This window comes from Cytobacillus sp., assembly GCF_964223445.1.
Classification (GTDB): domain Bacteria; phylum Bacillota; class Bacilli; order Bacillales; family Cytobacillaceae; genus Cytobacillus.
The window spans coordinates 1-11371 of the sequence record NZ_CAXQGS010000009.1; the positions used below are offsets into that span (position 1 = coordinate 1).

The following is an 11371-nucleotide window of genomic DNA, read 5'->3' on the forward strand; positions in this document are numbered from 1 at the left end:
CGACGACCCGGCCGCCGCTCCCCCGGAGCGCCTGCGGCGCTTCGTGCACGACTTCAGCGCCTGGCACGCGTCGCACAGCCGCGTCGGCCGCATCGTGCAGTACGAGTTCGACGCGCTGACCCCGGATTTTTGCTCTCACGTTCCCTGCGGCATTGGAGTTTTTCATGCGATTTCTAAGAGTTCCTCCCGCCATCCGGTCTGTATTGCCCGCAATCGGCAATGAGTTCAAATAGGAGCTGAACCATTCTTCGTCCTGTACTTCGAAAAGAAGTTTTGAGATTTCATTTGCAGGAATTAAGTTCACATGTGAGATTCCAGAACCGTCCCTGAGTACGAGAGTTTCCTTATTCATCCCAAAGGCTTCTGCTTGTTCTTCTAATACCTCCAGCCCTTTTTCCCAGCTGCCTTCTCCTTTGGCAACTTTGCCCATTTCCTTGATTAATGTTTCCGCATGGCCATTATTGCTTAATTTCATAAATGGTATGAACAAATCTTTGATCGGCATGGATTTATGCTCAGCAAATAGTGTTGCGTCTTCTGGGGCAGTGCCAGCTTCTGTTTTCCCTTTGATTTTAATGCCTTGTTCAGCGAGAGAAAGCTTCAATAGATCCAATGCGTAGCCAGTAGGCTCCCATACAGCGATCCATTCCCTTGAACGGCTGCCTTCAACTGGAATTTCTCCTTCGATTGTAACGGTGTTCGTTCCGTGATCTCTTTCAATATGGATATCCTTCTTTTCATCTTTAGTGACGGTTTTAGCCTTATTGACGATTTTTATGTAATCTGTTTCCGGGACCATTTTTACAATCGGTTCCTGCCCGGCTTTTTCTCCGGGATAAACCTCTACAATTACTGTGCCAGCGTCATAGTCCTCGTTTGGGGAGGCAGTTAGTGCCGAGACTTGTCCGCCATAATACCATGATTCATCGCTCCATGACAGGTCGGTTGAATAGCGTACATTATCATACCATGTGTCATCACCGATCAGCCTGCCATGAATAACTTTGATGCCTGCTTCTTTTACTTTAACGGCAAATGAATCAAAATCCTTTTTTAAAAGGGTTGGATCCCCTTTTCCTTTTAAGATCAAGTCACCTTGAAGTGTATTTCCCTTTATTGAACCTGTGTGAAGAAGTTCTGTTGTGAACTGATAATTTTCTCCTAATGTTTCTAGAGCTGCAGCTGCTGTTAGAAGCTTCATATTAGAAGCCGGTCTTAAACGTATATCCCCGATATGGTCGTATACCAGCTCGCCTGTTTCCGCATTGCGGATACTCACTCCTGCAAGTCCTCCCTGAAGAATTGGATCATTATTAAGCATTTGGTTTAACTGCTGTACAAGTTCGCTGCCTTCTTCCGTTGCCTGGACTTGAGGCGATTCGGGCTGAGCAAAAGGAACAAGTGCCAGCATAAATACCAGCAATAAACTGATATTTATTTTTACACTCTTTTTCATATGTATTAAGCCACCTTCCATTTTGTTTCTTAACCTTTTCTTCTTAGAAAGGTGTGTTCCCTTTATTTCCATAATGAGGAAAAAGAATCAATTTTTGATTTACTTAACTATTTTATTCTCCACTGTAAAAGTTATGAGGACTGGCTATTATTTCCTATTTTTATTTAAAATAAATATTATGCTAATAAGAATATATTTACTCTTAAAATGCTATTAGAAAATGGTATGATAAAAACAGGTGAATTTTATAAGGGGTGGAAAGAATGAGTGTACATAAAGCAATATCAGAACATGTAGGAAAGCAGAATAAGATTATTACGAAATTTGCTGCCCTGGAGCAGCAGCGCGAATACTATATTGAGCAAGCATTGGATTTATGCAGGAGGGGTCTTCCATTTTCTGCGGATAAGATAAATGAAGTAACTGCTGAAATCAATGAACTTTCTAAACAGGGAATTATACCTGCAAGAAAGTATGTAACCGTTGAGATGATTGAGGAATATGCATCAAAGACAAAATAGGTACTTATGATTATTAAGAAGCGTGACTTCCAATTGGATGGCACGCTTTTTTATATTTGCTGTGATGATTCATGGGCAAATTCCTGCAAATCAATTCTATTATTTATATTAAAGTAAATCCCCTCATTTTCTAATTGTTCTCTCTGAATGTCATGCAAATCTCCGTCTTTAAACCCAATTTCCCCTTTCCCATTCACAACCCGATGCCACGGAAGCTGATGCTTTTCACTTTGGGTATGAAGTATCCGGACCACCTGTCTAGCTCCCCTGGGGCTCCCGGCCAGCCTTGCTATTTGTCCGTATGTCATGACTTTTCCTCTTGGAATGTTTTTAATGATTTTTATAACGTTTTCTGTAAATGGCTGCACATGATTGCTCCTTTTTTATCTTATATTATAAAACAAACCCGCCTGAGTTTCAGGCGGGCACATTTATTATCCTATATTATCCTAACATTTTCTTTGCACGTTCCGGAAAATCAATAAATGGGTTGCGGTTTCCCTGGAGCTCTTGAATGGCAGCGTTCCTATGCTTCTCATATACAGTCACTGGATATTCTGCATGCCATCTCAGCAAAATCTGCATATCCATCTTTTCTTCGATTTTAATTACTTTTTTATATCTGACAGCAAAATAGAATACTGCTCTTGCGGCAATACCCTTTCCATATTCAGGCTCAAACTTTTCCTGTTCTGCCATTCCGCATCCGGTCCTGACACTCTCAGCCTCGAATTCCGGAGTATAGGCTTCAAAATCATGGTAGGGGAAGTTGCTTCTCATACTGTTGCATGCCGGTTCACATGCAAACAGGTGATGAAGATCCCCTCTCATTGGCTGACTTTCTTCAAACCAGGATTGCGGAATGACATGCTCAGTATTAAAAATTACTCTTTCTCTGCTGCTAAAGCCGCTTTCCTGAACCGACTGCAAAAGCTTGAGATCCTGGTCAATGGCTTTAAGCGGGTCCATCCCTTTCCCGGAATATAAACTTTTTAGCTTGAGATTTTCCTGCAGATCCACCCATGGATATACATATTGGTGAGGGGAGTAATCCAATTGCCGGTTATGGCTGCGAACCAACAGAGTATGGATTTGTTCCGGGATGTCTTCTTTTTCAAAATCAAGGCTGCTGTAGTAGTCCTCCAGATTGAGTATATCCTTCTGAGCGTCATAATACGGTTCATTCTGAACATTTTCAATATACTTTGACTGAGCCTCTGCCCATGCTGCAGAAATATTGTTCACTTTAATCATATAGCATTATGAACCATGGATTTGAATTTTTGGTCAAAGATCCCGGCTAAATGCTCAGGTACGGTTAAATAAACAAGTCCGTTTCCTTCCAGTTTAGGCGAATTGCCTAACGGAACTGTCCTTCTGATTAATTGTGCATATAATTCCGGTTCTGAAAGCTTTCTTTCAAATTGCTTGTTTGCTAAATCTTTGATTAGAGCCAGCGCACCTGAAACATGCGGGGCTGCCATTGAAGTGCCGCTAAGCGTTGCGTATTTCCCGTTCAAAAAGGTAGATAATATCTCTTCACCGGGTGCAACTAAATCTATTTCATTATGAGAGTTTGTAAATTCGGAAGAATCCCTTTCAAGGTTAATAGCCCCTACACTAATCACCTCATTATAGCAGCCGGGATAAGCAAACTCGTCGGTTGAGTCGTCCCCATCCCCTTCATTTCCTGCTGCGCAGACCACAAGGATATTCTTTTTAACAGCAGCTTTTATCGCATCATGCAGTTCAGGAACATCAGCTGGTCCGCCAAGTGACATGGAGATGATATCAGCATTTTGTTCGATGGCATAATGAATGCCATTGATGATCCATTCGTATTGGCCGGAACCATCCTTGTTTAAGACCTTCACAATAAGGAGATCAGCTTCAGGCGCTACCCCAATGACACCAGCATCATTTTCATACGCAGCGATAGTTCCTGCAACATGTGTGCCGTGGCCGTTATAGTCTTTGAAAACATTTGGATCGCTGTTATCGTCGTCTGTAAAATTCCGTCCTCCTGTTATTCGATCCTTCAGATCAGGATGGCTTAGGTCACATCCGGTGTCCAAAACAGCAATTTTAATTCCTTTTCCTTTTGTTGCGTTCCACATCTTTGGCGCCTGAATCAATTCCACGCCTTTTGGAACTTCCATAACTTCCTCTTCCTGACGAATCACCTTAAAAGGAATAACACGAACATATTGCTCCATTTCTTTCCCTCCTTAAGAGATTAAATTGAAGCTGGTTCTTGCTGTTGAATTCATTTTAACAATTCTGAATATTAATTAACAGTACCGTTGGTAGGGGAAAATACTAGAAAATTGTTTGTGAATAAGGAAGAGTTTGTGCTATTTGCCCTATGAAACAGCATGATGCTGACCAGGCGGCAACCATTCAAAAATTGGTTTTATCAGAGAGTTTTTAATAGCTTCGGAATCTCCGCATAGATTTGAATAATTTCATCCATTTTCATTCGGACCAGTCCAGAAGACGAAGGAGCAGCAAAATCAATCGTTCCGGGAACCACAGATTCCTCCTGCACTCCCCATGGCAGCCTCTTTTTGCGGCTGTATTCCTGATATACTCCTTTTCCAACAAAGCAAATGACCTTAGGATTAAATTCACTTACTTTTTTAATCAGCTCTTCTCTGCCTTCTTTATATTCTTCCTTTGTTATTTCGTCCGCTGCTTTAGTAGGACGGGGTACAATATTTGTCATGCCATATCCCAATTCCAATAACTTGTAATCTTCAAATGCATCAAATTTACGAGGAGTCAGCCCTGATTCATATAGGATCTTCCAAAATCGGTTGTTTGGATTTGCAAAATGATGACCTGTCTCTCCTGATCGAATACTTGGATTGAAGCCGACAAACAGCAAATCAAGATTTTGTTTCAAATGGTCTTTAATAGGCTTCATTTAACCATCCTCTCTTTATATCAAGGTATAGTTAATTTACATAAAATCCAATTGGGTTTAAAAGAAAAACTCTTAATAGGAAAATAGGGCAGGCGCCCTTCTTCATACCGAAGGACGCCAAACATAGAGGAATTTCTACAAGCCATGCCTAATGCAATACTGAGCAACCATCTCTTCTATTTGGTCGTTTTCGGGGAATTTTCCGGAAAATTCGAATGTAAGTTCTTCTACAAATTTTCCATTATGAAAAACATGTATGGCACCGTTCTGGCTGATGACGCTAAATTCAGGCTCAAACCGGTAGCCGTTTCTTTCAATGGCACCCAATCACATCAACTCCAATACAGTTAGTTTTTCTTAGTATAAGGAATTTTCAGCCAGGTATTTATGGCAAAATAAAAAAGAGCCATTTCGGCTCTTTTTGCTGAACTATTTATCCTTCAAGAATTTCAACTTTCTCCATAACATCGCCGTTTCTCATTGCCTTAACTGCTTCCATCCCGGAAGTAACTTTTCCAAAAACAGTATGAACACCGTTCAGATGCGGCTGTGGCTCATGTACGATAAAGAACTGGCTTCCGCCTGTATCGCGGCCCGCGTGAGCCATTGAAAGAGATCCTTCTTCATGCTTATGAGGGTTTCCTTCTGTTTCACATTTGATTGTGTACCCTGGACCACCAGTTCCTGTTCCGTTCGGGCACCCTCCCTGACTTACAAACCCAGGAATTACACGATGGAAATTCAAGCCATTATAAAAGCCTTCATTAGCAAGCTTTTTGAAATTTTCAACTGTCCCTGGTGCTGCTTCAGGATATAGTTCAAATTCAACCTTTTCACCGTTTTTCATTAATATGTATCCTTTTTCTGCCATACTAATCATCTCCTTATGTAAAAATCAAATTAATAATACCATTAATCTCATCAGGAATAAAATCAAAAGACGTTTTTTCACTGATTGAACATAAAAAACAAAGGGTAAAGTTAAGATAGCATGATACCATAAAAAGCATAAATGTCTTATTGGAGGTTATAGAATGAAAAAGTGGGCTTTTGTCTCAGATTTTGATGGAACAATATCAAAAAGAGACTTTTATTTGATTATGATGGATAAATATTTTCCGGAGGGGCGAAGGCTGATGCCCCAATGGAAGGCTGGAGAGATAAAGGATATCGACTTTTTGAATAAAGTCTTCACTTCCATCAATCAGGATGAAGAACAAATTATCAGTGATATTTATTCAATAGAAATAGATGAATATGTACCTGACTTTATCAAAAAGATTCAGCAGAACGGCGGAGATTTTTATATTTTGAGTGCCGGCACAGACTATTATATTTATCACTTATTAAAAAAATATGGAGTGGAGCATGTGAAGGTTTTTTCGAATGAAGGTCATTATCATGAGAAGAATGTGCACATGAATATAGATAAGAATCATCAGCATTACTCTGAGAGATATGGCATTGATAAATCGAAGGTCATTCAGGACTTAAAGAAGGAATATGAAACTGTGTTTTTTATTGGGGACAGTGAACCGGATTCACACCCGGCGGAGTATGCTGACATTACTTTTGCCAAAAATGGGCTTCAGGATCTTCTTCGGAAAAAAGAGATATCTTTTGTGCCGGTAGAAGAATTTAGAGAAGTGGAGGATTATTTAAAGGAACAAGGAATATTGCCAAAAGTATAACGTTTTACACCAGGGCAAAGCCGCTTTTTTGCCCTGGCATTTTTGTATGTATTTTAACCAAATAGCTCCAAGAATAAAATTAGGATAAAAATGATAAAGGCATAAAATGAGAGATGCAGAAATACTGTTGTTAATTTAAATTTGATTTCTTCCACATTAAATGACTGTTGTCTTCGAGTCCTTGCTCTCACTGCCGCAACACCATCCCTGCATATAATAATATTAATAATCTGATTATTTTCCATGAATTATATTTCTTCATGAAACAGGCGCTTCCCTTTAAAAAGCAGCAGTTTATTTGTAGCGAATTTCCTGGGGAAGCGCATAACATGACAGAAATTTAGGTTATTCTGCTTTTTTCTTAAGATAAATATCAATCTTATTATCGAGAATATCGAGGCTTTTCATCGCCCGCTCAAAATCGAGTTCACGGTAATGATGCGCTCCTCCTGGCTCTTCATCCTTTTCATCTGCCAATTTGACTATGGATTGCAGAGGAGTTCTTACAACCTCACCGCCAGGCAGAAATGAATCCGTGTGAAAAAGGATGGCTAAGGCAATTTCTTTTGCTTTAATCGGGTTTTCTCCAAGTCTGATCAGGAGTTTATGTGCCCGTTCAGCACCTTTAATGGCATGAATGTCATTCTGACGGTAAAGGTCGTAATCCCACTTTCCATTTTTGTACCAGGTATAATGGCCGATGTCATGCATGAAACCTGCTTTAGCCGCTGAATCAACATCCTCACCGAATTCTTTTGCGAGCTGGAAAGAATGATAGGCAACTGCAATAGCATGAGCGATGCCGGAGCGTGTAATATATTTCTGTGCGATCCGATGCTGATAAATATCGGTTAGTTTTACATCTCTCATGTAATCCCCCTCTAATCAGGATTAAAATTTCTTATTGAGCTTTTTTTGTTTATTCATTACTTCATATGATTTTTCAATAATATCTGTTAAAACATCGCCTTTATAAATCCTGCCGAGTTTCGTGTTTTCCTGATAATAATCAACAATTTCATCAAGCATATTCGAAGTCTCTTTTGAAATGCGTACATTAAGCTGAATCCGTGTTTCTCCACTCATATGAATCCTCCTAGCTATTAATATCTGTAAGCTAGCAATTCGCTAGCGAATGCTGTCGTTTTGTTAGCAGGTACTATAACTACTTAGATTACACTGTTTTGCTGAATTATTCCAGTATAAAGATTGCACAGCAAAAAAAGAGAATGGCTACTTTGGCCATTCTCTCTTTCTTTTTAATTGTTAATTACTGAATTGATCCAATTTGTCTTTCAGGAACCTGCCGAATTCCTCAAGTTCCTGCTTTCCTTCTCTCAATTTTTCCTTCCAGATTGGAAGGTCTTCTCTTATTTTGCCTTCAAATTTTTCAGCCTGTTCTTTAATGGTCTGTCCAATTTCTTCTGTTAATTCCTTTTTTTCCAGCTTTTCGTTTACCGATTTAGTAGTAAATTCCCCTTCCTGCATATATGGCAGGCTAGATTCCATTATCGCCCTAAAAACAGGAACAGCTGTTTCAGAACTGCTTTTTGACAGATAATGTTCTCTGTCTGTCTGGTCATACCCCAGCCAAACTGCACCAACCAAATTCGGTGTATAGCCTACAAACCATTGGTCTTTCGTTCCGTTAATATCTTTATAAGGAAGCTGGGTTGATCCCGTTTTTCCGGCGATTTGAACTCCCTCAATCTTCGTTGCGCTGCCTGTGCCTGTTTCAACCACATTTAACAGCATGGAAGTCATTTGATTCGATACCGTTTTTGTCGTAACCTTAACTGTTTCTTTATCACGTTCGGCAATGATGCTGCCTGTTGGGCCAACTATTTTCGTAATTAAATGGGCATCCTGCCGCTTGCCGCCATTTGGAAATGCGGCATATGCTTCTGCCAGCTTTAAGGGTGAGACCCCTTTTCTCATTCCGCCTAATGCAATCCCTAAATATTCATCTTCCTTCTCAAGCGGTATGCCGAACCTGTCAAGTGCATCCAGTCCTTTATCAAGTCCAATTTCATTAAGGAGCCATACGGCTGGGACATTGATAGAATCTTCCACAGCTTTATACATGGACACTTCGCCCGCATATTGTCCGGAAGCATTAGCTGGAGTGTAATCTCCGTATGTTACTTGTTCATCTTTTAGCATGGATGTTGGTGAGTATCCTTCTTCAAGTGCAGGTGTGTAGACCGCTAATGGCTTGAGTGTAGATCCAGGCTGGGCTTTAATGTGTGTTGCCCTGTTGAATCCCCTGAAAACATGCTCACCCCTGCCCCCGACAAGCCCTCTGACACCTCCTGAAGCAGGATCAAGAAGGACAGCACCACTCTGTACGATTTCTCCATTCATGCCTGGAGGGAAGATTGAATCCTTTTCATAAACATTTTCCAGGCTTGATTGCAGGTTCTGATCCATTTCCGTATATATTTTGTATCCTCTTGTAAAAATCTCTTCCTGTGTTAATCCGTACTTATTTATAGCTTCATCCAGGACAGCATCAACATAGTAAGGGTATTTTCTTTCTTGCTTGCTTCGTGTCCCTTCCTTTAATTGGATCTTTTCATTTACAGCGTTCTCATACTCTTCAGCTGAAATCATCTTGTGCTCTTTCATCTTTCCGAGGACAACATTCCTTCTTTTCATTGCCCGTTCGTAATGATTATAAGGGTCGAGTGCTGAAGGCGATTGAAGCAATCCTGCAAGCAGTGCACTCTCGCTTATGTTCAGTTCCTTTGGTGTTTTGCTGAAATACTTATTGGATGCCTGTTCAATTCCCCAAGAACCGCTTCCGAAATATACCTGATTTAGATACATTTGCAGGATTTCATTTTTTTTATAATTTTTTTCGATTTCTACTGCAAGGAACAATTCTTCGGCTTTTCGGCGGTAAGTCTGTTCTGGTGACAGCAAAGCATTTTTAGCCAGCTGCTGAGTAATGGTGCTTCCCCCGCCCGTTATGCCGCCAGCAAATAAATTGCCAAAAAAGGCTCTTGCAATTCCTTTAATATCAAATCCATTATGCTTATAAAAGCGTTCATCCTCAATCGCAATAACGGCATTGCCTACATGATCCGGCAATTCTTCAATATTTGCACCCTCCGCCCTATTTTCCGCAAGTCCTGCAGCAGCATCACCGTCTTTATCGTAAATAACAGTTGACTGCCTTAAACCTTCTTTTAAGGTCTCCACGTTTGCTGTAGCTGCCAGAAACGCAAAAAATAGAATGGTTAAAAGTATTATTGTTAGTGTTAAAAGAAGCAGAATTTGTGTCAGGTGCTTTTTGCGCCAAAACCCTGTAAAAGCTTCTTTGAAACGCTGAAATTTTTCCATGATGACTCCTTCTCTATTTCTCTAAGTTCCATTATTATTATCCCCTATTATATATTAAACGAATAAACTCTATAAAAAGTTTCAACTTCAAAAGTAAGGGGCCGAACACTTCGGTTCATCCTCTTACACCATTTATTTAATTTTTCGTATTCAGCGGCTTTATGTTTGCCTCGATTTCTTCCCGCCTGTCTTCAATATAAGGAGGAAGTGCAAGCTTTTCTCCCAATTGCTCGAAAGGTTCATCTGCTTCGAATCCAGGTCCGTCTGTTGCCAGCTCAAAAAGAATCCCGTTCGGTTCCCGGAAATATAAAGATTTGAAATAATACCTGTCTACAAAACCAGAGCTGGCAATCCTCCATTTTTTCAGTTTTCGTACCCAGTTTCTTAATTCCTCTTCATTTTCCACCCGAAAAGCTACATGGTGGACACTCCCCCGGCCTGGACGCTGCTGCGGCAAGTCAACCTGTTCTTTAATATGGATTTCTGCCCCGTTTCCGCCTTCACCGGTTTCAAATACAGCTACAGTATCTTCATCCAAAGAATATTCTCCTATTCTCCGATATTCCATTACTTCTGTAAGCAGATTTGTGGTGGGTTCAAGCTCAGAAACGGTGAGCATTACGGGTCCAAGCCCAATTATTCCGTGGCTGGGAGGAACGGCAGCTCGATCCCATGGCTTCCCGCCTTTTACTCCTTTATTATTTTGATCAGAAATCAGGGCCAAACGCTGGCCTTCGAAGTCTTCAAAGAACAGCATCTTCTTTCCGTTTGCTTCTCTTATTTCTTCATGTAAAACATCTTGTTCTGACAGTCTCTTTTTCCAATAAAGAAGCGATTCATCAGATGGCACACGCAGAAAAGTACAAGTTATACTGTCTGTCCCCCTGTAAGTGCGGCCAGCATTTTTGATTTCAAAGAAAGTTAAGTCAGTACCAGGGTTACCCCTTTCATCTGCGTAAAATAAATGATAAATTGTGGTATCATCCTGGTTTACAGTCTTTTTTACAAGCCGCATTCCAAGGATTCTGGTGTAAAACTCATAGTTCTTCTGAGCATTGGCTGTTATGGCAGAGACATGATGCTGACCTTTTAATGGTTTCATATTCATATGATCACAACCCTAATCAATGTATTTTAGGTATATTTTGATTGAACAATGAAAGGAATGCAACGGAAGCGCACAATAAACACTTGTTTTCTTTATAGAATAATGCTATATTAGTAAAGCGATGAGCTAATTGCATAAGACGACAGACAAGCCTTATTGGCAATGCACTATGTGGAGTGCAGTCGGGTCGCCGCAATACGTATAAAAAGACGCCTCTCTGGGGCGTCTTTTTTATTGGATAAGAATGTAAAAATTCCGCAGTTAGATAAACTGTCAAGCGCAAACAGCCTACCCTCCTCGAGAGATCGGAAGAGCACACGTCTG

Annotated in this window: 13 protein-coding genes; 2 read left to right on the forward strand and 11 right to left on the reverse strand. The window is 40.5% G+C overall.

What is annotated here, in order from left to right:
• On the reverse strand, positions 1-1456 hold a 1456-nt coding region (gene dacB, locus ACEQ1T_RS01265), incomplete at its 3' end, for a D-alanyl-D-alanine carboxypeptidase/D-alanyl-D-alanine-endopeptidase (RefSeq protein ID WP_370221479.1).
• A 263-nt stretch (positions 1457-1719) separates the two neighbouring features.
• On the opposite strand from dacB, the gene ACEQ1T_RS01270 reads away from it, so the two are divergent.
• Positions 1720-1977 (forward strand): YpbS family protein, encoded by a 258-nt coding sequence (locus ACEQ1T_RS01270; RefSeq protein WP_370221480.1) that lies wholly within the window; start codon positions 1720-1722, stop codon positions 1975-1977.
• A gap of 50 nt (positions 1978-2027) precedes the next feature.
• Here ACEQ1T_RS01270 and ACEQ1T_RS01275 read toward each other — a convergent pair whose 3' ends face one another.
• From ACEQ1T_RS01275 to ACEQ1T_RS01300, 6 genes are all read right to left on the reverse strand, one after another.
• On the reverse strand, positions 2028-2345 hold the full coding sequence (locus ACEQ1T_RS01275; RefSeq protein WP_370221481.1) for an MGMT family protein: 318 nt from the start codon (positions 2343-2345) through the stop codon (positions 2028-2030).
• A 76-nt stretch (positions 2346-2421) separates the two neighbouring features.
• Positions 2422-3231 carry an endonuclease I family protein gene (locus ACEQ1T_RS01280; RefSeq protein WP_370221482.1) on the reverse strand — a complete coding sequence of 270 codons (810 nt, stop codon included), beginning with the start codon at positions 3229-3231 and terminating at the stop codon, positions 2422-2424.
• On the reverse strand, positions 3228-4193 hold the full coding sequence (locus ACEQ1T_RS01285; protein ID WP_370221484.1) for a S8 family peptidase: 966 nt from the start codon (positions 4191-4193) through the stop codon (positions 3228-3230). The genes ACEQ1T_RS01280 and ACEQ1T_RS01285 overlap by 4 nt, the downstream gene beginning before the upstream one ends.
• 200 nt (positions 4194-4393) lie before the next feature.
• The gene (locus tag ACEQ1T_RS01290) at positions 4394-4903 is read right to left on the reverse strand and encodes a mismatch-specific DNA-glycosylase (protein ID WP_370221485.1); all 510 of its coding nucleotides are present in this window, start codon (positions 4901-4903) and stop codon (positions 4394-4396) included.
• Between the two features lie 135 nt (positions 4904-5038).
• A complete protein-coding gene (locus ACEQ1T_RS01295; RefSeq protein ID WP_370221486.1) occupies positions 5039-5230 on the reverse strand; it encodes a YbxH family protein in 192 nt (63 codons plus the stop codon).
• Positions 5231-5336: 106 nt separating this feature from the next.
• Complete coding sequence (locus ACEQ1T_RS01300; RefSeq protein ID WP_206839820.1) at positions 5337-5774, reverse strand: peptidylprolyl isomerase; 438 nt, start codon at positions 5772-5774, stop codon at positions 5337-5339.
• A 163-nt stretch (positions 5775-5937) separates the two neighbouring features.
• Here ACEQ1T_RS01300 and ACEQ1T_RS01305 point away from each other — a divergent pair, with 163 nt between their 5' ends.
• Positions 5938-6594, forward strand: coding sequence for an MtnX-like HAD-IB family phosphatase (locus ACEQ1T_RS01305; RefSeq protein WP_370221487.1), 657 nt, complete (start codon positions 5938-5940; stop codon positions 6592-6594).
• Between the two features lie 345 nt (positions 6595-6939).
• Here ACEQ1T_RS01305 and ACEQ1T_RS01310 read toward each other — a convergent pair whose 3' ends face one another.
• The 4 genes from ACEQ1T_RS01310 to ACEQ1T_RS01325 all read right to left on the reverse strand — a co-directional run bounded on the left by ACEQ1T_RS01310 (position 6940) and on the right by ACEQ1T_RS01325 (position 11047).
• Positions 6940-7464 (reverse strand): HD domain-containing protein, encoded by a 525-nt coding sequence (locus ACEQ1T_RS01310; RefSeq protein WP_370221488.1) that lies wholly within the window; start codon positions 7462-7464, stop codon positions 6940-6942.
• Positions 7465-7485: 21 nt separating this feature from the next.
• The gene (locus tag ACEQ1T_RS01315) at positions 7486-7680 is read right to left on the reverse strand and encodes a hypothetical protein (protein ID WP_206839815.1); all 195 of its coding nucleotides are present in this window, start codon (positions 7678-7680) and stop codon (positions 7486-7488) included.
• 180 nt (positions 7681-7860) lie between these two features.
• Positions 7861-9939 carry a transglycosylase domain-containing protein gene (locus tag ACEQ1T_RS01320; protein ID WP_370221489.1) on the reverse strand — a complete coding sequence of 693 codons (2079 nt, stop codon included), beginning with the start codon at positions 9937-9939 and terminating at the stop codon, positions 7861-7863.
• Between the two features lie 136 nt (positions 9940-10075).
• Entirely contained in the window at positions 10076-11047 is a 972-nt protein-coding gene (locus ACEQ1T_RS01325) for a ring-cleaving dioxygenase (RefSeq protein WP_370221490.1), read from the reverse strand.
• Positions 11048-11371: the final 324 nt, after the last annotated feature.